Origin of the sequence: Streptomyces sp. NBC_01429, assembly GCF_036231945.1 — a bacterium.
GTDB lineage: Bacteria > Actinomycetota > Actinomycetes > Streptomycetales > Streptomycetaceae > Streptomyces.
Map to the genome: position 1 here is coordinate 4,134,491 of NZ_CP109599.1, position 21,105 is coordinate 4,155,595.

Here is a 21,105-nt window from a genome sequence, read left to right on the forward strand (position 1 = left end):
GCGGCGTACGAGGCCGTAGCGATGACGCGTGCCCGTCGGCCGTACACGCGTCATAGGTACTTACGTACCCCTCCTCACGACTCCAGCAGCCGCTGACCCACGTACTCCCCCTGCCGCGCGCCCCCGGGCACCGCGTACAGGCCGCTCGACTCGTGGCGGATGAACGCCGACAGCGCGTCTCCGCGGTCGAGCTTGCGCTGTACGGGCACGAAGCCCTTGAGGGGGTCGGCCTGCCAGCACACGAAGAGCAGTCCCGCGTCCGGTGTGCCGTCGGCGCCGATCCCGTCGTGGAAGGAGAACGGGCGGCGCAGCATCGCGGCTCCGCCGTTCGCCTCGGGCTTGGAGATCCGGGCGTGCGCGTTGACGGGAATGACGGGCTTTCCGTCGGAGCCCATCCGGTCGAGGTCCATCTCGGTGGTCTCCGTGCCGCCGGTGAGCGGGGCGCCGTCGGACTTGCGGCGGCCGATCACGTGCTCCTGCGCGCCCACGCTGAGGTTCTCCCAGTCGTCGAGGAGCATGCGGATCCGCCGCACCACCGCGTAGGAGCCGCCCGCCATCCAGTCGGGGGTGCCGGCCGGCGGGTTCGCGGGGACGAAGATCCGCTGGTCGTAGTCCGGTTCCGACGGTTTCGGGTTGCCGGTGCCGTCGATCTGGCCCATCAGATTGCGGCTGGTCATGGGGTGCGGGGTCGCGCCGGGCGACCGGTTGAAGCCGCTCATCTGCCAGCGCACCCGGGCCGCAGCGCCCGCGTCCTTCTGGAGGGTGCGCAGGGCGTGGAAGGCGACCAGCGCGTCGTCGGAGCCGATCTGGATCCACAGGTCGCCCTCGCTGCGCCGGGCGTCGAGACGGTCGGAGGAGAAGGCGGGCAGCGGGTCCAGGGCGGCGGGGCGCCGGTCGGCCAGGCCGGTGCGGCCGAAGAAGCTGTGGCCGAAACCGAATGTGACGGTGAGGGAGGACGGTCCCGCGTCCAGGGCGATGCCCGTGTCGTGGCCCACGGAGGGGGCCTTAGCGCCCTTTCCGCCGGACGTTCCCGTGCCGCTCGTGGCCGGTTCGCCGGCCATCAGGGCCCGCGCCGAGGCCGACCAGCGGCGCAGCAGCGCGGCGGCTTCCTTGCGGCCCGCGCCCGGGAGCAGGTCGAAGGCGACCAGATGGCCGCCGGCGTGCATCGGGGTGGTGATGCCGGGCTGGTGGGCGCCGTGAAAGGGGACGGAGCCCGTGCCGATGGTGGTCAGAGCGGCCACCGGCTCGGGGCGCCCGGCCGCGTAGCCGGTGGCGCCGCCGACCGTGCCGAGCGCCAGTCCAGCGGCGCCGGCGGCGCCCGCCGTGCCGAGCAGCCGCCGCCGGGAGATGGCGGCGGGGCGGGTGTCACCGGTGCTGTCCCCGGTGACGCCGTCGGCGTCGGTGCCCGAGAGGGCGGGGGTGCGGTCCTGGTTCTGTCGGGTGTCGCTCACGGTGGGTCAGCCGATCTTGACGTTCTTGTCGATGGTGGTCTGGTCGATGTCGGAGGTCCGTACGGTCAGCTGGAGCTGCCACTCGCCCGGCATCGGGATCAGCACGGGGTCCGCTTTCCAGCGCCCGGCGCCGGTGCGTTCCGGGGTGATGGGCAGCGGGCCGATCTTCTTGGCCTTGAGTGTGAAAGCGGCCTTGACCTCGGGCACGTCCAGCGGCTTTCCGTCGGGCCCGTCGACTTGGACGTCCATCACGTTGGCGCCGGGGGAGGCCGGGTCGAGGGTGAGCCGTACGGTGCCCCTGCCCTTCGCGCCGCCGGTGTCGAAGGGCACGCTGAGGCTGACGGGTTCCTTCTGCTCGCCGGTGGCCGAGGCCGTACCGCCGGTTCTGCTCGCCTCCTGCTCGGCGGTGCGGCCGGGCTCGGTCGAGGTCAGTACGGTCGTGACGGCGAGGAGTACCACGGCGACGCCGGCCTCCGCCAGTACGGAATGACGCAGTCCGGTGCGTACGGGATCGACGTCGCGGTTCCGTTTCTGGCGTGCGGTCGCCAATGCGGCTTTCTGGCGGGCGAGCTGGGTAGCTCTCTCACTGCCACCAAAGGCGGTTGTCGTCGCGGCGGTCCCGGTCGTCCTCCCGGTCTCCGGTTCCGTCGCGGCCACGACCGCCTCGGTCCCCTCGGTCGCCTCGGTCGCCTCGGCCGCTTCGTCCGAGGTGGTCCCGCCCGTGACGGCCGTTTCCTCCTCCGACTTCGACTTCGACTCCGATGAATCCGACTCCGGCTCCGACTCCGGCTCCGGCCGTTCTGCCAGCCGTCCCGTCCACCTCCTGGAGAACCAAGCGATACCGACCATCAGGGCGACGAGCCCGATCTTGACCAGAAGGAGCTGTCCGTATGACGTTTCCCCGAGCGCCGACCACGATCCGACCTGACGCCAGGACTGGTAGAGCCCGGTCGCGGCGAGCACCACGACGCTGATGAAGGCGGTGCGGGAGAAGCGCCGTACCGCCGCGCTCTCTATGAAGGGTGCCCGGTAGAGAGCGACCAGCAGCGCGGTGAGGCCGCCGAGCCAGGTGGCCACCGCCAGCAGATGCAGGACGTCCATGGGCATGGCGAGTCCGGGCTGGATCCCGGTCGAGGCGTGCTCGGCGAGCGCCCAGGTTCCGGCGATCCCGGCCGCGACGACGGTGCCGCCCATGGCGAGGCCGAAGGTGAGGTCCTTCTTCTCCTTGCTCTGCCGGCTCTCCCGCTCGCTGGTCTCCTGCTCGCTCTCCCCCTCTGCCGCGGGCGCCTCGCGCTTGGCGTACGCGCCGAAGAGGACGGCGATGATCAGTGCGGCCGCGCCGAGGAGCAGCAGCCGGGAGACGAGGGCCGCGCCGGTCTTGGTCGCCAGGACGTCCTGGAGCCCGTTCAGGTCGAAGGCGTCCGCCAGCTTGCCCGAGCCGGTGTACGGGCTGCGCAGAAGCAGCAGGACGAGCGTGGCTCCGGTCAGGGTCAGCCAGCCCTGGACGACGAGGCGTTGCAGGGGCCGTACGGAGGCGCCGCGCTGCCAGCAGCAGAGGATGAAGGCGGCGCCGCCGACGAGCAGGATGTAGCCGGCGTACGAGACGTAGCGCGCGATGTCGTACAGGGTGCCGACCAGTCCGCCGCCGGCCTGTTCGGTGGGCAGGGCTGCGGTGGTCTCCGAGGGGGCTCCGATGGAGAAGGTGAAGGCGCCGGAGATGGGGTGGCTGTCGGCCGAGACGGCCCGCCAGGCGACGGTGTAGGTGCCGTCGGCCAGATCGGGGTTGAGGTCGACGCCGTACCGCACGCTGCCGCCACCGCTCAGGTCGAGGACCTTCCCGGTGTCGGCGCGCTTGCTGTCCGGATCGAGTACGCGGATCGAGTCGTCGCCCAGCGCGACCTGTTCGGAGAAGGAGAGGGTGATGTCCTTGGGCGCGGTGGCGACCACCGCCCCGTCCTCGGGGGTGCTGCCGGTCAGCGCGGCATGCGCCGACGCCGTACCGGAGAGCACGGTGAAGACGGTGCCGATGAGCACCGTGGAGACGAGCAGCAGGCGCACCAGGGATATGGCTCTGGTGGGGCCGGCGGCTCCGAAGCGCGGGGCGGTGGCTGTCATGGCGTGTCTCAGTCCCTCGGTCAGTGGGTGGCCGGGTTGTAGTTGATCTCCTTCACGGGAAGTTCGACCTTGATCGGGTCGGTCTTCTCGAAGTGCAGCTCGATGCCGACTTCCTGCCCCTGGGAGGGCCGCTTTTTGAGGTTCGCGAACATGATGTGGTTGCCCCCGCGTTCGAGATCCAGCTCGCCGTCGGCGGGGATGTCGAAGGACTTCACCTCCCGCATCTTCGCGTTCTCGGTCCGGTGGATCGTGACGTCGTCCGAGATGTCACTGGTGATGGAGGTGAGCCGGTCGGCGGAGCGGCCGCTGTTGGTGACGGTGAGGAAGCCGGCCGCCATGTCGCTGACGGGCTTGGGCATGTAGCCGCCGCTGACCTTCAGCCGGGGCGTGCCGCCGGAGGCGTCGGAATCGGAAGAGGAGGCGGACGACGAGGAGCAGCCGGTCACGGCCAGGACCAGGGCGGCCGTGAGGCCGCCGCAGAGTGCCAGGGGCGCGCGGCGGATCACGGGTTCTCCCCCTTGACGAGCTTCGGCAGGTCCTTGGCGTAGTCGTCGGCGGTGGCGTCCTCGCCGTACAGGACATACCCGGCGTCGGTCTTCGGGGAGAACGCGATGACCTGGGTGCCGTGCATGGAGGTGACGGTGCCGTCCTTCTCCTTCTTGGGCGCGTCGATGCCGATGCCGAGCTGACGGGCGCCCGCCTGGATGGTGGGGAAGTCGCCGGTGAGCCCGATGAAGGACGGATCGCCCGCGCTCGGCAGCCACTTGGCGAGTTCGGCGGAGGTGTCCCGCTCGGGGTCGGTGGTGACGAAGACGACCTGGAGCTTCTCCCGGTCGGCCTTGGAGAGCGACTTCATGGCGATGGCGATGTTGCTCATCGTCAGCGGACAGACGTCCGGGCAGTTGGTGTAGCCGAAGTAGACCAGCGTCGGCTTGCCCTTGGTGGCCTCACGGAGGTCGTACGGCTTGCCCTTGGTGTCCGTGAGGACGAGGTTCGGCTTCTTGAACGGCTGGTCGAGCACGGTCGCGGCCTGGGTCTTCGCCGAGGCGGAGATGTCGGCGATCGGCTTCGAGGCGGAGTCGTCACCGCTGCCGCAGGCGGTCAGGGTGAGGGCCGCCGCGACGGTGAGGGCGGCGACGGTGGTCACGGTCTTCTTGCGCATGGGGATATGTCCTGGTGCTGGGTCGTGTGGTGCGGGCCGTCGGGCGCGCGAGGCCGGAAGGGACCCGGCCCCGCGCGCCGCGAAGGTCACGATGGGCGGTGCGTGGTGCGTGGTGTGCGAGGCGCGCGTTACGTCAGGCCGCATGTCGTGCTGTGCGTCGTGGCGTACGTCATGCCGTACGTCCCGCGGTACGTCAGGCGTTGCCGCGGCGGCGGCCGGCCAGGACTCCGTACGCGACCCCGCCCACGCCGATGACGATCCCGATGATGCCGAGGACGCGGGCGGTGGTGTCGCTGCTGTCGGCGGAGGCAGCGGACGTCGAGGCGGAGGCGGTGTCGCGGTCCGCGTCGGCCTGCTTGGCGTCGGTCTCGGCCGTTGCCTTGTCCGTAGTGCCGTGCTCGTCGCCGGTGGCGGCCGTGAGCTTCAGGACCGGCGCGGGGCTCTCGGGCTCCTCGGCGCCTTCCTTGGGCTCCTCGATCCAGCGGACGACTTCCTTGTTGTCGTACGTCTGGAGGGCCTTGAAGACCAGCTGGTCGGCGTCCTCGGGAAGCTGTCCGACGGAGAGCGGGAACTGCTGGAACTGGCCCGCGCCGATCCCCGGTCCCGTCTTGCCGCCGGTCGCGGTCCAGGTGACCTTGGAGACGGCCTCGGTGATGGTGTTGCCGTGCATCTTCAGCGGCTTCGCCAGCTTGTCCTTGGTGACCTTGATGTCCCAGCCGGCCACCGGCTGCGGCATGACGGACGCCAGCGGGTGGTCGGCCGGGAAGTTGACTTCGACCTTGACGGTGGCCGAGTCGTCGCGCTCGTTGGGGACCTTGAAGTTGATCGTGGCGTAACCGCCCTTGGCGGCCTCGCCCTGCGGCTGCACGCTGACGTGTGCGGACGCGGGACCCGCCAGCAGCAGCAGCGCGCTCGCGGCGATACCGCCGGCGACGCAGACGCGGGAGATGTTTCTGGTCGAGGCCGAGGCCGAGGACATCGAGAAGGCTGAGAACACGGAGACACTCCACGGTGTGAGGTGAGCGGGTGACCGAGCGATCGGGCGATCGGGCGATCGGGCAGGAGGCGTCGCCGCGCGGACGCGCGGCGGCACGGCGACGGCACCCCCGTCCGTACGGAGTGCGGAGTGCGTCGCGTCAGGCTGCGAGAGCGAATACGGCTGGAGGGCCGCGTCTGATCACCGAGTGCTGGAGTGTCTCCCCGCCGGACAGCGGGGGAGGTACGGGGGAGGTGCGCGGGGCGTGCGGCCGCGGCGCGATGGCGCCGGGCAGCCCGGCGAGCATGGCCCGTACGAGCGCGAAGGCCGCGCGCAGGGCACGCAGCGCCGCGCTGTCCGTGACGTCGCCGATGCCCTGCGCCGAGAGCCGGCCGAGCCGGAGCAGCGCGAGATCGCCGTGCCTCAGCAGCCACCCGGCGGCGAGGGCGGCCAGCAGGTGCGCGAGGAGCATGGGCAGCGACGGCAGCAGGCCGCCGGCCATGCCACCGCCCATGCCGCCGTTCGCGGCCCCGGCGGTGAGCCCGTTCGTCACGTCGGCCGCGATCCCGCCGGTTCCGCCCGTCGCCAGGTGCTGATGGATGCCGCCCGCCGCCGAACCCATCGATCCCACAGATCCCGCGAATCCCACCGAACCCGCCGAACCCGCCGGGCTGAGCCCCGCGTCGGCGACGATCCGCTGTGCGTCGAGCGGGCTGAGCGAGCCGGGGCCCGCTCCGCAGACGAGCTTGGCGGCCATCCTGATCAGTACGTCGTCCCGGGCGGCCGACATGGTGAGGCGCTGCTGCCCCAGGCCGAAGAGGCTGTGCAGGCCGAACTGCCCGCCGGCCAGGGCCACGACGATGGACGCGGTGGAGCGTGCGTGTCCCGAGAGCGTCACAGCGACCGCGAACACTCCGAGAAAGCCGATGAGCAGGGTCCACCAGGGCACCGGGGCACAGGCCGCCATGACATGTCCCGTCGCCGACAGCACGACGCAGACCGCGGTGAACACCGCGGCTCTCAACAGCCGCGGTGCGGCTGTGGCACGAACGCGCACGGGAATGGACATGGCCGGGTCATCATCGCACTGCGGCCGTACGCTCCGTGGGGCAGGTCCGGAAGGTCACCCTCTGCCCCCGTACGCCGCGCTTCACGCGCCTCGTCCCCCCGCCGGTCGCGCCTCGTCCCGTACCCGATCACGAGCCAGGTCACGAGCCCGTCGGCCGTACCCCCGAGACCCCGAGCGCCCGGCGCGGAGCGCCTGCGCCGTCCTATACACCGGCCCGCGCCCCACTCGCGTCCGCCGAATGAGGGGTATCGCGCCAATCAGGTGCTTACGGCCAGATGAGGGGCAATAAGTATCGGTACGTCGAGCCGCAGCCAGGAGGCTGGAGCATGAGCATCTGGTGGTCTCTCCACTTGCGGCGCGAAGCCGCGAGCGTTCCGCTCGCCCGGCGCCTGCTGCTCGGCACCATGGAGACCGCCGGTGTCGATCCGGACGTCTGCTTCGATCTGTCCGTCGCCCTCAGCGAGGCCTGCGCGAACGCGGTGGAGCACGGCGGCGTCCAGGGCCCCGGCGAGGCGCCGGGGGCGTACCGGGTGACCGCCTATCTGGACGGCGAGTTGTGCCGTATCGAGGTGTCCGACTCGGGGCCCGGCTTTCCCGCCCGTCGGCTGACGCGCCGCGCCGCGCCCGCTCCGGCCGTTGCTCCGGCTCCCACGCCCGGTCCCATGTCCGCCCCCGCCTCCACGCCCGCTGTCGCGCCCGCTCCCGCGCCCGCTCCCGCGCCCGCTCCCGCGCCCGTCGTGCTCGCTTCCGCGCCGGCGCCGCCGACCGCCGCCCTCATGGCCGAGAGCGGCCGTGGGCTGTGTCTGATCGAGCAGCTCACCGACCACGTGTATGTGCGCAACCAGCCGGGGCACGGGGCCGTGGTCAGCTTCGACAAGATCCTCAAATGGCGGGAGGACGCCCTGCTCAGGGCCGTATGAACCGGCACTGACGAGTGCAGGAGCGCCCTCCCTCTGACCTCCGAGAGCCTTGAAGGCTCAGCTGGTCCGCAGGCCCGCCATCCACGTCTCGACCTCGTCCGACCGCCGCGGCAGCCCGGCCGACAGATTCCGGTTGCCGTCCTCCGTGACGAGGATGTCGTCCTCGATCCGGACGCCGATCCCCCGGTACTCCGCCGGTACGGTCAGATCGTCGGCCTGGAAGTACAGCCCCGGCTCGACCGTCAGGCACATCCCGGGCTCCAGCGTCCCGTCCGCGTACGCCTCCCGGCGGGCCGCCGCGCAGTCGTGGACGTCAAGGCCGAGCATGTGGCCCGTGCCGTGCAGCGTCCAGCGGCGCTGGAGCCCCAGCTCCAGCACCTTCTCGACCGGGCCCTCCAGCAGGCCCCACTCGACGAGCTTCTCGGCGAGCACGCGCTGCGAGGCGTCGTGGAAGTCGCGGTACTTCGCGCCGGGCCGCACCGCAGCGATGCCGGCCTCCTGCGACTCGTACACCGCGTCGTAGATCTTCCGCTGGAGGTCGGTGTAGTGGCCGTCGATCGGCAGCGTGCGCGTGACGTCGGCGGTGTAGAGGGTGTGCGTCTCCACGCCGGCGTCGAGCAGCAGCAGGTCGCCCCGGCGCACGTCGCCGTCGTTGCGTACCCAGTGCAGGGTGGTGGCGTGCGGTCCCGCCGCGCAGATCGAGCCGTACCCGATGTCATTGCCCTCGACGCGGGCGCGCAGGAAGAACGTGCCCTCGATGTAGCGCTCGCTGGTCGCCTCCGCCTTGTCGAGGATCCGTACGACGTCCTCGAAGCCCCGGACGGTCGAGTCGACGGCCTTCTGGAGTTCGCCGATCTCGAACTCGTCCTTCACCGCGCGCGCCTCGGAGAGGTATACGCGCAGCTCCTCGTCGGTCTCGGCGGTGACCTTGTCGGTCAGCGCGGCTTCGACGCCGGCGTCGTGGCCCCGTACGTTACGGACCCGGCCCGTGGCCTCCTTCAGCGCGGCGGTCAGCTCCCGGACGTCCTTGGCGGGGATGCCCAGCAACTGCTCGGCCTCGGTCAGCGAGTGCCGGCGGCCGACCCACAGCTCGCCCTGGCCGTCGAGCCAGAACTCGCCGTTCTCCCGGTTGGAGCGCGGCAGCAGGTAGACGGTCGCTTCGTGGCCGTCCTGGCCCGGCTTCGGCTCCAGGACCAGGACGCCGTCCTGCGTCTGGTCGCCGGTGAGATAGGCGTACTCGGTGGAGGCGCGGAAGGCGTACTCGGTGTCGTTGGAGCGCGTTTTGAGATTGCCCGCGGGGATCACCAGGCGCTCGCCCGGGAAGCGCGCGGAGAGCGCGGCGCGACGGGCGGCGGTGTGGGACGCCTGCGCGATCGGCTCCAGGCCGTGCAGCTCGGTATCGGCCCAGCCGGACTTCATGTTCTCTGCGAGCTCATCGGACACGCCCGGGTACAGACCGTTCTTCCTCGGCTTGATCGGTGCTTCTTCTGTCTCAGGGGTCTCCGCATCCGGGATTTCCGGCGTATCCGGGGTTACCGGGGTGAGCTCCTCAGCCACGGCTTCTTCTCCTTATATGACTACAACAATGGGCCATCTTTTCCATCGTATGCGCGAGGGGAAGGGGGACCCCAGGACCGCTGGACCCCTGGCCGGTCGGACGCCGGACGATCGGCCAGCCGGACAGCCCGGCAGTCGGACGATCGGACAGCCGGACGATCGGATGGTGAGCCTGTCGGCCCGTAGGCAGGCCGGTCGGGTTCAGTCGAAGCGGGCGGCCAGCAGCACGATGTCGTCTCCGCAGTCGTCCCCACGGCGGCCGGCTCCCTGCGCCGGCTCCGGCAGCAGCCCGCGCAGTACGTGGTCGGCGATGGCCCCCGGATCCCGCCTGGCGGCGGCGGGCACGCTCGCCGCCGCCGCGTGCAGCCGGGCGAAGGCGCGGTCCATGGGCTCGCCGGTGCGCCGCAGCAGTCCGTCCGTATAGAGCAGCACCGTCTCGCCCGGTGCGGGCGACACCACCACGCTCGGCGCCTGCCAGCAGCTGAGCACGGTGAGCGGCGCGGACAGGGACGTCTCGACGAACTCGGTGCGCCGGTCCCCGACGATCAACGGCGGCGCGTGCCCCGCCCCGGCCAGCACGATGCGGCGCCGGTCCGGCTCCGCGTACGCGAAGAGCGCGGTGGCGGTACGGGCCGGTTCGGTCAGCCGCAGCAGCAGCTCCAGATCGGAGAGTACGGCGACGGGGTCCTCGCCCTCCATCACGGCGTACGCCCGCAGACAGGCGCGCAGCCGCCCCGAGGCGGCCACCGCGCCGGGCCCGGAGCCGCTCACCGAGCCGACCGCCAGGCTCAGGGCGCCCTCGGGCAGCGGCAGCGCGTCGTACCAGTCGCCGCCGCCGAGCGGACCCGTGCGGTGGCGCGCGGCGAGCTGTACGCCGGGCACCCGGGGCAGCAGGCTGGGCAGCAGCTCCTCGGCGAGGGCGGTCATCCGCGTACGGGCCCGGTGCAGCTCCACCATCCGGGCGAGCTGCTCGCCCGCGTACCGGGTGTAGAGGCTGACGAGATGGCGCTGCCGTTCGGTCGGCTCGGCGGGTTCGTCGTACAGCCAGATGACGGCGCCGAGTTGTTCGGGGGGCGGGGTGGCCGCAGCTCTTCCCGGGCCCGTACCGGCGGCCGTGTCCGCGGTGGCTCCGACGGCTCCAGCGGCTCCGACGCTGCCTCTGCTGCCCGTACTGCCCGTACTGCCCGTGTCTCCCGTGCTTCCCGTACCTGTCCCCGCTGCCTCTTCCTCTGTTCCCTCCTCTGTTCCCGCCTCTGTCTCCTGCGTCGCCGCCGAGGCCGCGGTCTCGGCCATGCCGGTCAGCGGTACGGCGTAACTGGCGCCGTAGCCGAGCCGGGCCGCGACCTCGCGTTCGCGCGGGTCCAGGTCGGGCAGGGCGAGCAGATCGGGGACGCACACCGGTTCGGGGACGCCGCCGGGTTCCGGCCGTCCGGCGGTGCCGGGGTACCCGGTGGTCGCCGCGTGCCCGTTGACCCCGGTGCACTCGGTGCACTCGGCGTACCGATGGGCCCCGGCGAACAGCGCGCCGTACGAGGTGACGTGGCGCGGCACGGTCTCCAGCTGGCCGAGATCGGCGTGCGAGAGACCGAGGCCGAGCGTGGTGACAGGGCCCAGCCCGTCGGCCGGTTCGAGTACGACCAGCCCCCGGCCCGCCCCCACCAGGGCCGCGCCGGCCCGCAGAAGTTCATGGAGTACCGCGTCCAGGGAGCGGATTCCGGCCAGCCGCTCGGTGAGCTCATGGAGGGTGGTGAGATCGGAGACCCAGCCGGCCAGCCGGTCCTGGATGAACGCGACGGGAGCGACGGGCAGGTCGTCGAGCGGCGGATCAGTGTGGGCGGGAGCGGGTACCAGGGCATCGATTCCAGCCACTTTCGGCATGTGTCGGGCGCTCATGGCAGCCGACTTTGCGACCGGTGCGTTTCGCTCAATAGCATCGCGAACCCCCATGTCATTCCGCTCATTCTGCGCGGCCGTCAGTGCATCCACATGTACACGCACACCGGATGTAATGTCCAGCATTGTCCCGATGCGACAGCGGTTATCTGCGGGAGATCCGCCGGGTATCCGTGGAGTTCTGAGCTTGGCCGAAAAATGACCTGCCTGACTGGGTTTTGCGATCGACTGAGGGCGCTTGACTGGGGGATCCTCCAGGGCCGGGCTCGTGTACGGCTCGGGTGGAGCGTCATTCCGAACGTGATGGGTACGTAAACGGTGACGGACAGGGGCAGTTGCGGCCGCCCTGGAACCTGGCGGCGGGACCGGGCGTCTTAACCGCCGTAGGCCACGCCCCATCCCCCGGAGTGGCGAGAAAAGTACAGCGGGACAGCAGCGGGACAGCAGCGGAACAACAAGCGCCACGCGCACGCCATCCCTCGCCACACGTTCAATGAAGACAGACCGCGATCGATTCAGGGACGGTGCGACGCGCCGTGGAGCTGAAGGGCCTGGGTCTGTCCGTGCCATGCGCGGGGGCGGCCGAACGTCGGACACGCGCGCTGATGTAAGTCTGAAGTACGCACCGACGCACGCACGCACCGACGCACGCAACGAACTACGCACCGATGTACGCACCGTTATGCACGTCAACGCACGTCAGGGCATGTCTGCACGCGATGTACGCACAGTGAAGTGATGCACACACATGGTGTCAGTGTCATGTGGACCTCGGCGTTCAACGGAAAGGAACGAGCGCTCATGCGCGAGATCCCCGGAAGGCGACGCAGGCTCTGGTTCCGGCGCAACGGACGGCGGCCTGGCCAGCTCGAAGCGGCGCTCACCTGCGCCACCGCGTGGAACTGGCCCGTACTCCCGGGCGCCGGGCTCAAGACGGCCGGCGGGCGCGGAACACGTGGGCAGGGCTGTTCCTGTCCGGACCCGGAATGCGTCGTACCCGGCGCGCACCCCTTCGACCCGGGGCTGCTCGCGGCGACCACCGACGCGCGCATGGTGCGCTGGTGGTGGAACAACCGTCCCACCGCGCCCATCGTCCTGGCCACCGGCGGTAGCGCCCCCTGCGCGGTGAGCCTGCCGGCCGTCGCGGGTGCTCGCGCGCTGGTGGAGCTGGACCGGATGGGGATGCGGCTCGGGCCGGTCGTGGCGACGCCCACGCGCTGGTCGCTGCTGGTCGCTCCGTACACCCTCGAACAGCTCGGCGAGCTGCTCTACAGCAAGGACTGGGTGCCCAGTTCGCTCAGGTTCCACGGCGAGGGCGGCTATCACGTACTGCCGCCGTCCGAGGCCGCGGGCGGGCAGGTGCGCTGGGAGCGGGCTCCGCTGAAGGACTCCGCGGCGCCCTGGCTGCCGGATGTCGAGGCCGTCGTCGACGCGCTGGTCGAGGCGAGCACCGGAGCGCCGGACGGGGGCAGCAGGCTCGCGTACTGACGGGGCAGGGGCGCGTACGGACGCAATGCGCCGGGGCGCTGCGGGGGCTGGGGAGTGTGTCGGGGGAGTGCGAGGGGCGCGTGACGGGCGCGTGCGGCACAACTCCCGGCCCCCGGCGTCCTGTTGGCTGTGCCGGGGGCGCACCCGGGAACGCGAACGCCCGGTCGCTGGCGACGGGGGATGCACCAGCGACCGGGCTTCTAGAACCGTAACAAGAGATCGGCGGTTAGCAAATTCGATCCGGTGTATTCGGACAACGAATTACTTGCCGGTAAGGCAAGGTGTGACAGGTATCACTGAGCCGGCTGAACTACCGCCGACCTACCGATGAACCTCTGAAGGCTTGTGACACTCGGCCCTCAGGGCGCCGGGCTTCACGTCCTGGGCTCGTCACGCCCGCCCCGGCTCGTCACGTTCCCAGGCTCTTCACGCCCGTCCCCGCTCGTCACGCCCCCCCGGGACTCTTCACGCCCCCCGGGACTCGTGACGTCCCCAGGCCCTTCACGCCCAGCTGTCAGCTGAGCGTCACCTGCCGGTTGGTGAGCCCGCCGCGTGCCCTGCGCTCGTCGCCGGTCAGCGGAGCGTCGGTCGCGAGCGCCGCCGCCAGCCGCTCGGCGAACTCCGCCGCCGGCTTCTCGCACTCCTCGGCGCCCATGCCGCTGGGCAGGTCCCACACCGGCACGGTGAGTCCGTGCGCCCGGAAGGAGCCGACCAGCCGGGTGCCCTCGCCGAGGCCCGACGTACCCGCCGCGTGCAGCCGCGCGAGCGCGTCGAGCAGCTTCTCCTCGGGGTACGGCATGACCCAGCGCAGGTGGTTCTTCTCCGGCGTCTCGCACCAGTACGCGGCGTCCGTGCCGGAGAGCAGGGCGGTCGGGATCGCGGCGGCGTTGGCGCGCTCCAGGGAGGCGGCCACGTCGGCCGACGCGTTCTCCGCGTCCGGCACCCAGAACTCGAACCCGGGGTGGATGACCGGCGTGAACGCGGCCTGCGGGTCGAGCAGGTCCTGAAGCCGCGGACCGTCGGCCTCCACCCGGTGCGCGGCGACGGGGCTGCCCGGCTCCGCTACCAGCGCACGCCGGAGCGTATCGGCGAGGTCCCGGCTCAGATCGCCGGACGAGGTGTCGTTCTGGAGCGCGAGCAGTACGGAACCGTCGTCGCGACGCAGCGCCGGCCAGGCCATCGGCAGGACGGTCGCGAGGGTCACGGACGGTACGCCTTCGGGCAGCCCGTCCTTGAGGGTCAGCTCGACGGTCGCGGCGGGCACCAGCTCGCGCAGCGCGACCCAGTCGCACTCGCCGGCCAGACCCTCGAAGGGGCGCTGGATCAGCTCGGTCACGGCGTGCGCGGCGGCGCGCCCGTGACAGGCCTTGTAGCGGCGGCCCGAACCGCACGGGCAGGGCTCACGGGCCCCTACCACCGGAACCGGTCCGTCCGTGAGCTGAGGCTTCGCGGCCTTCGTCTGGGGGCGCTTCTTGGCCATGTTGTGGCTTCTCCCGGTAGCGGCGATGCGGTGTCGGCGCGAGCCTAGTGCTTCGCGGGAACGGCCCGCCGCGCGGCGGGCCGACGCTGTCGCGGGTACGGGCCGTACGCACGGCGGCCAGGCGCCCCGGGATCCCCAGGCGCGGCGGTACCTGTTACCCGTACTCGCACCAGCACTCGTACCTGTGCCCGTACCTGTGCCCGTACCTGTGCCCGTACCTGTGCCCGTACCCGTTGCCCGCGCTCGTTGCCCGCGCTCGTGCCCGTACTGGCGCAGCCAACCGGCCCCGCCTGGTGCCGACCAACCGACCAACCGGCCCCGCCTGGTGCCGACCAACCGACCAACCGGCCCCGCCTGGTGCCGACCAACCGACCAACCGGCCCCGCCTGGTGCCGACCAACCGGCCAACCGGCCAACCGGCCACCGCGCCGACCGTCCTCACCCGGCGTCGTCGAACGCTCCCGCGAAGCCCAGTCCGTCGAGCCCGTCCAGTCCGTCGAGCGCGCTGATGCTGTCGAGCCGGCCCATGCCGCCGATGTCGTCCAGGTCCTCCATGCCGTCGAGCCCGTCGATGCCGTCCAGCCCCGCGAGCCCGGGACCCGTGACGCGCGTAGCGAAATCATCACGCCGATGGCCATCCGTGAGGACCGCCCAGACCGTCACCTCACCGGAAGCGCTGTCCCGGACGCCCCAGTCCTGCGCGAGGGACGTGATGATGTTGAGCCCGCGCCCGCCTCTGGCCGTCACCGACGGTGTGGCCGGAATGGGCCGGGTCGGACCACCACCGTCCGTCACCTCGACGGTCAGCCGGCCCGTCTTGTCCACGCGCCACGCGGCGCGGATGTCGCCGTCACCGATTTCCGCGTGCCCCAGCGGCCTGCCGTGCCGACAGGCATTGCTGAGAAGTTCGGAAAGGATCAGTACGGCATCGTCGACCACCGCGTCCGAGACCCCGCTGCGGCTCAACTGCTCCCGCATCCGGTGCCGTGCTCTGCCCACGCCCGCAGGGCCATGGGGAACGGCCATGCTCGACGACGCGGGCACTTCCTGTGCCACCACAAACGCCACCCCCGAGACCTCCTTCGCCCCACGCCACGGTGTGGATGCCCCAACGGCCTGGGCCGGAAACCGGCCGGAGGGAGGCCATTGACGCACTCGTCGCGACGGAACCCGGAATGAACGCGCCGGGGCACCTCCCGTCACCGTCCGCGACAGCGCGCCGGACGATGTCGGCCGAGGTCAGACAGTGCGTCCGAGCTGGGTGAGCACCTGTTTGGGCCGGTTGGTGATGATCGCGTCCACACCGAGGCGGACGCAGAGATCGACGTCCTCCGGCTCGTTCACCGTCCAGACGTGGACCTGGCGGCCCGCCCGGTGCAGCCGGGCGATGTAACCGGGCTGGTTCCGTACGATCCGGATCCCGGGCCCCGCGATCTGCGCGCCGGCGGGCAGCCGGCCGTCGCGCGCCCGGGGGGAGACGAACTGCATCAGGTAGACGGTCGGCAGCTGGGGCGCGGCGGAGGCGATCCGGTGCAGCGAGCGCGCGGAGAAGCTCATGATCCGTACGGCAGACTCGCCCGGGGCGTTCGCCGGCGGAGTGTCCAGCCCGAAGCGCCACAGCAGCTGCACCAGCCGTTCCTCCACCTGACCGGCCCAGCGGGTGGGGTGTTTGGTCTCGATGGCGAGCTGGACGGGGCGGCCGGCGTCAGCGACCAGTTCGAGCAGCCGCTCCAGCGTCAGTACGGAGGTGAACTCGGGATCCCGCCAGTCCGGGCTCTCCTCGCTGTCCTTCCAGGAGCCGAAGTCGAGCGCCGCGAGATCGGCCAGCTCCAGGGCCGAGACGGCGCCACGTCCATTGGAGGTGCGGTTCACCCGCCGGTCGTGGACGCAGACCAGATGTCCGTCCGCGGTGAGCCGTACGTCGCACTCAAGCGCGTCGGCACCGTCCTCGATGGCTTTCATATAGGCAGCCAGGGTGTGCTCGGGCGCGTCCTCCGACGCTCCGCGGTGGGCGATGACCTGGATACTGCGCTGTCGTGCTTGAGTCACCGCGCCATGGTGTCATCGTGTCGGGGTAGGCGAGTGGGACAAGTGAGAGATGGACGGGTGATGGACGGGTGAACGATGGGCGTTCATCAGCCCGTCGTCGCGGAGTGCGTGCGTTATGTCCGTAAATAAAGGTTGGCGGGCCAGATACACAGCTCCTGCTTACAGTGGCCTGACGCGCTGTGGGAAAAGCTGACCGCAGAGACTTGCCGGACACTTGCACCGCGACACCTGCACAGCGCGACAGCCGAACAGCGGAACTCTTGCCGAAGACTGATGTGGAACCGAGGAGAAAGAGCTGTGAGCACCGAGAACGAGGGCAACGCGGTCCCCGCCGCCCCGTCCGTACCTCCCGTGCCGGATGCCACTCCTGGGGGCACAGCCGCGTCCGCTCCGAGTGAGGCCGCGCCCGAGCAGCACGATCAGCGCCAGCAGCACCACCAGGATCACCAGCGGCAGGGTGATCAGCAGCCCCACACCCAGCCCCCGGCCCAGCAGCCCCAGCCCCCGCAGCCCCAGCCCCAGTACGACCAGCCGTACGACCCGGCGGCGACGGAGCGTGCGGGCCACGCCTCCGCGCCGGCGTACGGGCCCGCGCCCACGCACGAGCCCGCGCCCGCTGGTGCGCCTGCTGGTGCGCCCACGGGCGCACCGGCCGCGGCCGGTGTCTGGCCGCCGCCTCCGCCCGTACTCCCCGCGTACGGGACCCACGGCGGCGACGGGACGCATGAGGGCGTCGGCGGCGGTGGCCCCGTGTGGGGCGCGCCGGTGCCGGGACACGAGCCCGTACCGCCGCGCAAGCGTACGAACGGCCTGGTCACCGCCGTGGTCGTGGCCGCGCTGGTCGCGGGCGGCATCGGCGGCGGGATCGGCTACTGGGGCGCGAAGAGCAGCGACGGCTCGATCGGTTCGACGACGGTCTCGGCCGCGGACACCCCGAAGGAAGTCAAGCGCGACGCGGGTACGGTCGCCGGCGTCGCGGCCAAGTCACTGCCGAGCGTCGTGACCATCGAGGCGAAGGGCGGCAACGGTGAGGGCGGTACGGGTACCGGCTTCATCTACGACAAGGAAGGCCACATCCTCACCAACAACCACGTGGTGGCCTCCGCGGCCAACGGCGGTGACCTCACCGCGACGTTCTCCGACGGCAAGAAGTACAACGCCGAGGTCGTCGGCCGGGCCGAGGGCTACGACGTGGCCGTGGTGAAACTGAAGAACGCGCCCTCCGGTCTGACCCCGCTCCCGCTCGCCAACTCGGAGAAGGTCGCGGTCGGCGACACGACGATCGCGATCGGCGCCCCCTTCGGCCTCTCCAACACCGTCACCACGGGCATCATCAGCGCCAAGAACCGCCCGGTGGCCTCGGGGGACGGTTCCGGCTCCAGCAACTCGTACATGAGCGCTCTCCAGACCGACGCCTCGATCAACCCGGGCAACTCCGGCGGCCCGCTCCTCGACTCCCGGGGCGCGGTCATCGGCATCAACTCGGCCATCCAGTCGGCGGGCAGCGGTGGCATCGGCCAGTCGCAGGCCGGCTCGATCGGCCTCGGCTTCGCCATCCCGATCAACCAGGCGAAGAACGTCGCGGAACAGCTCATCAAGACGGGCAAGCCCGTCTACCCCCTGATCGGCGCCACGGTCACCATGAGCGAGGAGGGCGACGGCGCGGTCATCTCCCCCCAGGGCGAGGGCGGCGCCGCCGCGGTCTCCCCGGACGGCCCGGCGGCCAAGGCGGGCCTGAAGGCGGGCGACGTCATCACGAAGTTCAACGACACCCCCATCGACAGCGGCCCCACCCTGATCGGCCAGATCTGGACCCACAAGCCCGGCGACACGGTCACCCTCACCTACAAGCGCGACGGCAAGGAGTCCACGGCCCAAGTCACCCTGGGCAAGCGCGAAGGCGACAACTGACACCAGCTACGGCGACGGCGACGGCGACGTCGACGGCGACGGCTGCGGCGGTCAGGAAGACGCGTGGGCCCTGGAGTGCTTTCCGACGGCTCCAGGGTCGGCATAGGTTGATTTCATGGGACTCTTCGACAAGCTGACCGGAACCAAGCGCCCCGCCGACGGTGTCGCCCCGCGATCCGCCGATGAGGTCCACGCGGCTCTGCTCAGCCTCAACACCGCCGACGTCCCGTACACCGTCCGGGACGGCCGCGAGGAGGGCGCCGACCTGGTGGCCGAGTGGCGCCTTCTGGACCCGGCCTGGCAGAGCTTCTTCGTCCGCACCCAAGACGTTCAGCTTCGACAGCGCCGACCTGAAGAACCCCTTGCGGGATACCGTCCTGGGCGCCGGGTGGACCTGGCGCGGAGCCATCACCGGCAAACTGTGAGCCTTGCGGACCCCGGCCCCTGCCCAGTTGCCTCGGGTGGTGAAGAGAAGCGCAAGTAGTCCTGCAACCGACCTTCTAGCTCAGCAAGTTGCCCATCGTTGATCGCGCACCAGAGACGGTTTTCCACCCAGAACCGGTAGGCGAACTCCTCGAACGACGGGGCACCCCAGAGGATCGCCGCGTTCTGCTCGTTCGCATTGTCAAGGTCCGTCTCCGTCCCCTCTCCGCTGAGCCGTGCCTCGTACCTGGGGGCTGCTCACCCGAGTGAACCGCTGGGTGCAAGGCAAGGTCACCGGCGAGAGCCATCCCGAACGGGACCTCCTGCTGCCGACCACTCGCCGCGACGACGGCAGTGCCTCGGCATGACGCTGAGCGCGCAGTGGCACCTGGTTGAGACCGTCAGCGCGGGCCGTTTTCGGATCCCGTGCACCAGGGACGGACCAAAGGCCACCCCGGGGAGCCGGGGCCGGTAGGCTGTAGCTGCTCCGCAGCAGGTGGGCGGGGTGTTGGTGGGTTGCCCGAGCGGCCTAAGGGAACGGTCTTGAAAACCGTCGTGGCAGCGATGTCACCGTGGGTTCAAATCCCACACCCACCGCAGCAGGTCAACGTAGGCGCAGGTCAGAAGGGGTGTCCCTCGGTGAGGGGCACCCCTTCTGCGTTCGGCCTGTCTTACTCTGTCTCGCTTGTGGACCACCTGGGATCAGTGTTCGTCCCCCAGCCGTCCCCCACAACCGGCGACCCCTTGAGTAGATCGAATCGTGACTCCTCGTGCCACAGAATCGGAGCAGCTCAGCTACAACTGCTTCCGGATCCGGCTTGCTTGGGGGTCCGTTTGCCGGATTGGATGCACTCGGCTTTGCTTTCGCTCCGCGCGGCGCTCCTGCCGCCGAGCGGGCGCCTCACTATGGATAGGGCCCAAGCGCATAGAGGAGAACAGGGCGCCCGCATGCCTCCGGCGTCGGGTGGTCTGACTCCGGGATGGGCCGCCATGGGCCCAGAGGGAGAGCGGCGAGTTGATCGATTTGTAGCCTGTTGCAGCGGCGAATCATGCACCATACGACTATGAAGCTTGATTCCATAGCCACTGTGGCGCCCATCATTACCGCTGGCGCCGCGCTCATCGTCGGAGGCGTCACTCGATGGACGCAGCGCGGGGTAGCTCAGGATCGAATCCGGTGGGAAGGGAAGTTGGAGATCGCGAAATTTGATGCTGCTCGATTTGAGACCGCGCTTCAGCACTTCATCGAAGCCGCCGATGCCGGGAGTCGGTACATAGTGGCACTTGGTGAAATCGATGCAACGGTTTTTAAGCAGAGAGAAGATTATGTCTTCGCTATTTTGGAGCCAATTGGTCGAGCGAGAGTGGAGGTTCAGGCCTTGCCGCAGTTCCCGGGCATGGACGAAGTCAAGGGGTCCATCAAGAAGCTTGAGGAACTGGTTGCAGTCCCAGAGAGCAACGATGAACTGTTGAAGATTTGGGACCCTAGGGGGATTGGTTCTTCTATCACTCTGCTAAGCAAAGGAAGAAGCGTATATATGAGGGAGGTTACGCGGCCAGAGGAGCCGTGGTGGCGCAGATTGTTGGGTCGGCGCGGTTTGAATGATGCGAAATTTAGATGACTGCCTGCTGACCCTGCTGGGGTTGGTCAAGTTGTTGTTCGCGCATGCGCTGATCTGCGCGTAGCCCTTCTACGGTGGTAGCGAACGACTCGAGATTGGCTCTGTCGTCGGTTTCGGTGTGCGGGGCGATGCCCAATTCGAGGGCGGTAGTGTGCTGATCCATACTGTCGGCGGTCTGCTGGAGATTGAAGGCCCGCTCGCGGGGCTTAAAGTAGCCAGCTGCTGCCGTAATTACGGTGACAGTGAAGCCTAGGGCTATAAGGGCTCCCTTTGCGGGTTGAGGTGGGTCATACCAAGCAGTAACTGCGGAAATTGATGCTGAGCTGATAAATAGCAGCCATTGCATTAAAAGATGCACGCGTCGATAGTGTCGGGACTCCTTTCTCAGCCTGGCTATCTCTCCGGGGATGTGTTCCTTGTAGGATGCCTGTCGATCCATTGTCGGAGGAGTGAGCCTTCGGGCCTCTAGGATGCGGCGTTCCTCGGCCAAATCGAGAGCAAGTTTTAGATTTCTTACCGGAGTTTTGGGATCTTTCCAAGGGGATGGTGAGGAGAACTCTGCTATTGCTTGTGCGACGGTGGCGACTACTAGGAAAAATAGGAAGCCGGTAAAAATTTGGATGATCGTGCTTGGGATGGTGGTTTCCAGCCAAATGAATGCTTTAAGGCTTGCCCATGTGGAGATTGTTAGCGCAATTGTAATTGGGGTGCCGTAGAGCCCAAAGACCTGTAGACGCCGATTCTTGATGCGCTGCTTGAGGTCGGCTACTTCGCGGCGATGCTGGATTAAGGCATCGGTGGTGCTCACTGGTTCTGCCTCCTCCACGTGGCGCGTGACCTTCGACGAAGGACACTTGGTGAAGTCTGCCAGTTTGTGAGGTCGATGGAGCGTGTTTGACTGCGGTCTACCAAATCTGGGGGATCGTGGCCAGGGGCCCGTACACCGGTCTAGCCCGCTGCGGGACACACCCGGACTGAGGAGTTGACGC

17 protein-coding genes and 1 tRNA gene are annotated in these 21,105 nt (G+C 69.7%); 6 read left to right on the plus strand and 12 right to left on the minus strand.

Annotated features, from left to right (window positions below; translation table 11 throughout):
- Positions 1-74: 74 nt before the first annotated feature.
- From efeB to OG627_RS18005, 6 genes are all read right to left on the minus strand, one after another.
- Positions 75-1,451, minus strand: coding sequence for an iron uptake transporter deferrochelatase/peroxidase subunit (gene efeB, locus OG627_RS17980; RefSeq protein WP_329066313.1), 1,377 nt, complete (start codon positions 1,449-1,451; stop codon positions 75-77).
- A gap of 6 nt (positions 1,452-1,457) precedes the next feature.
- Complete coding sequence (locus OG627_RS17985; protein ID WP_329066315.1) at positions 1,458-3,566, minus strand: copper resistance protein CopC; 2,109 nt, start codon at positions 3,564-3,566, stop codon at positions 1,458-1,460.
- A gap of 20 nt (positions 3,567-3,586) precedes the next feature.
- Complete coding sequence (locus tag OG627_RS17990) at positions 3,587-4,069, minus strand: copper chaperone PCu(A)C (protein WP_443073636.1); 483 nt, start codon at positions 4,067-4,069, stop codon at positions 3,587-3,589.
- Complete coding sequence (locus OG627_RS17995) at positions 4,069-4,728, minus strand: SCO family protein (protein ID WP_329066319.1); 660 nt, start codon at positions 4,726-4,728, stop codon at positions 4,069-4,071. The genes OG627_RS17990 and OG627_RS17995 overlap by 1 nt, the downstream gene beginning before the upstream one ends.
- A gap of 193 nt (positions 4,729-4,921) precedes the next feature.
- Positions 4,922-5,707, minus strand: a complete 786-nt coding sequence (locus tag OG627_RS18000; protein WP_329072747.1) for a YcnI family protein — start codon at positions 5,705-5,707, stop codon at positions 4,922-4,924.
- Positions 5,708-5,864: 157 nt separating this feature from the next.
- Positions 5,865-6,773: a hypothetical protein gene (locus OG627_RS18005; protein ID WP_329066321.1), complete on the minus strand. Its 909-nt coding sequence runs from the start codon at positions 6,771-6,773 to the stop codon at positions 5,865-5,867.
- 326 nt (positions 6,774-7,099) lie between these two features.
- Between OG627_RS18005 and OG627_RS18010 the strand changes: the two genes are divergently transcribed.
- Positions 7,100-7,693, plus strand: coding sequence for an ATP-binding protein (locus OG627_RS18010; RefSeq protein ID WP_329066323.1), 594 nt, complete (start codon positions 7,100-7,102; stop codon positions 7,691-7,693).
- A gap of 57 nt (positions 7,694-7,750) precedes the next feature.
- On the opposite strand, the gene OG627_RS18015 is transcribed toward OG627_RS18010, so the two are convergent.
- Together OG627_RS18015 and OG627_RS18020 are read right to left on the minus strand one after the other, a co-directional pair.
- Entirely contained in the window at positions 7,751-9,250 is a 1,500-nt protein-coding gene (locus tag OG627_RS18015) for an aminopeptidase P family protein (RefSeq protein WP_329066324.1), read from the minus strand.
- Between the two features lie 201 nt (positions 9,251-9,451).
- Complete coding sequence (locus OG627_RS18020; protein ID WP_329072749.1) at positions 9,452-11,128, minus strand: PP2C family protein-serine/threonine phosphatase; 1,677 nt, start codon at positions 11,126-11,128, stop codon at positions 9,452-9,454.
- A gap of 816 nt (positions 11,129-11,944) precedes the next feature.
- Between OG627_RS18020 and OG627_RS18025 the strand changes: the two genes are divergently transcribed.
- Positions 11,945-12,631 (plus strand): bifunctional DNA primase/polymerase, encoded by a 687-nt coding sequence (locus OG627_RS18025; protein ID WP_329066327.1) that lies wholly within the window; start codon positions 11,945-11,947, stop codon positions 12,629-12,631.
- Between the two features lie 514 nt (positions 12,632-13,145).
- Here OG627_RS18025 and OG627_RS18030 read toward each other — a convergent pair.
- The 3 genes from OG627_RS18030 to OG627_RS18040 form a co-directional block, all read right to left on the minus strand.
- Positions 13,146-14,111: a DUF5926 family protein gene (locus OG627_RS18030; RefSeq protein ID WP_329066329.1), complete on the minus strand. Its 966-nt coding sequence runs from the start codon at positions 14,109-14,111 to the stop codon at positions 13,146-13,148.
- Positions 14,112-14,549: 438 nt separating this feature from the next.
- Positions 14,550-15,266 carry an ATP-binding protein gene (locus OG627_RS18035; protein WP_443073495.1) on the minus strand — a complete coding sequence of 239 codons (717 nt, stop codon included), beginning with the start codon at positions 15,264-15,266 and terminating at the stop codon, positions 14,550-14,552.
- Positions 15,267-15,350: 84 nt separating this feature from the next.
- On the minus strand, positions 15,351-16,160 hold the full coding sequence (locus OG627_RS18040; RefSeq protein ID WP_329066331.1) for a glycerophosphodiester phosphodiesterase: 810 nt from the start codon (positions 16,158-16,160) through the stop codon (positions 15,351-15,353).
- Positions 16,161-16,457: 297 nt separating this feature from the next.
- On the opposite strand from OG627_RS18040, the gene OG627_RS18045 reads away from it, so the two are divergent.
- The 4 genes from OG627_RS18045 to OG627_RS18060 all read left to right on the plus strand — a co-directional run bounded on the left by OG627_RS18045 (position 16,458) and on the right by OG627_RS18060 (position 20,116).
- On the plus strand, positions 16,458-18,071 hold the full coding sequence (locus OG627_RS18045; RefSeq protein WP_329066333.1) for a S1C family serine protease: 1,614 nt from the start codon (positions 16,458-16,460) through the stop codon (positions 18,069-18,071).
- A 115-nt stretch (positions 18,072-18,186) separates the two neighbouring features.
- Positions 18,187-18,555, plus strand: a complete 369-nt coding sequence (locus tag OG627_RS18050; protein WP_443073496.1) for a hypothetical protein — start codon at positions 18,187-18,189, stop codon at positions 18,553-18,555.
- A gap of 449 nt (positions 18,556-19,004) precedes the next feature.
- Positions 19,005-19,091: transfer RNA gene (locus OG627_RS18055), tRNA-Ser, on the plus strand.
- 467 nt (positions 19,092-19,558) lie between these two features.
- Positions 19,559-20,116 (plus strand): hypothetical protein, encoded by a 558-nt coding sequence (locus tag OG627_RS18060; protein ID WP_329066335.1) that lies wholly within the window; start codon positions 19,559-19,561, stop codon positions 20,114-20,116.
- Here the strand turns inward: OG627_RS18060 and OG627_RS18065 are convergent.
- Positions 20,109-20,924 carry an SLATT domain-containing protein gene (locus OG627_RS18065; protein ID WP_329066337.1) on the minus strand — a complete coding sequence of 272 codons (816 nt, stop codon included), beginning with the start codon at positions 20,922-20,924 and terminating at the stop codon, positions 20,109-20,111. The genes OG627_RS18060 and OG627_RS18065 overlap by 8 nt on opposite strands.
- Between the last annotated feature and the right edge of the window lie 181 nt (positions 20,925-21,105).

What these genes read in the sequence shown, in the direction of transcription:
- OG627_RS17985 (WP_329066315.1), bottom strand. Translation starts at nt 3,566, where the DNA reads ATGACAGCCACCGCCCCGCGCTTCGGAGCCGCCGGCCCCACCAGAGCC.
- OG627_RS17995 (WP_329066319.1), bottom strand. Translation starts at nt 4,728, where the DNA reads ATGCGCAAGAAGACCGTGACCACCGTCGCCGCCCTCACCGTCGCGGCG.
- OG627_RS18000 (WP_329072747.1), bottom strand. Translation starts at nt 5,707, where the DNA reads ATGTCCTCGGCCTCGGCCTCGACCAGAAACATCTCCCGCGTCTGCGTC.
- OG627_RS18005 (WP_329066321.1), bottom strand. Translation starts at nt 6,773, where the DNA reads ATGTCCATTCCCGTGCGCGTTCGTGCCACAGCCGCACCGCGGCTGTTG.
- OG627_RS18010 (WP_329066323.1), top strand. Translation starts at nt 7,100, where the DNA reads ATGAGCATCTGGTGGTCTCTCCACTTGCGGCGCGAAGCCGCGAGCGTT.
- OG627_RS18020 (WP_329072749.1), bottom strand. Translation starts at nt 11,128, where the DNA reads ATGCCGAAAGTGGCTGGAATCGATGCCCTGGTACCCGCTCCCGCCCAC.
- OG627_RS18025 (WP_329066327.1), top strand. Translation starts at nt 11,945, where the DNA reads ATGCGCGAGATCCCCGGAAGGCGACGCAGGCTCTGGTTCCGGCGCAAC.
- OG627_RS18030 (WP_329066329.1), bottom strand. Translation starts at nt 14,111, where the DNA reads ATGGCCAAGAAGCGCCCCCAGACGAAGGCCGCGAAGCCTCAGCTCACG.
- OG627_RS18050 (WP_443073496.1), top strand. Translation starts at nt 18,187, where the DNA reads ATGGGACTCTTCGACAAGCTGACCGGAACCAAGCGCCCCGCCGACGGT.
- OG627_RS18060 (WP_329066335.1), top strand. Translation starts at nt 19,559, where the DNA reads ATGAAGCTTGATTCCATAGCCACTGTGGCGCCCATCATTACCGCTGGC.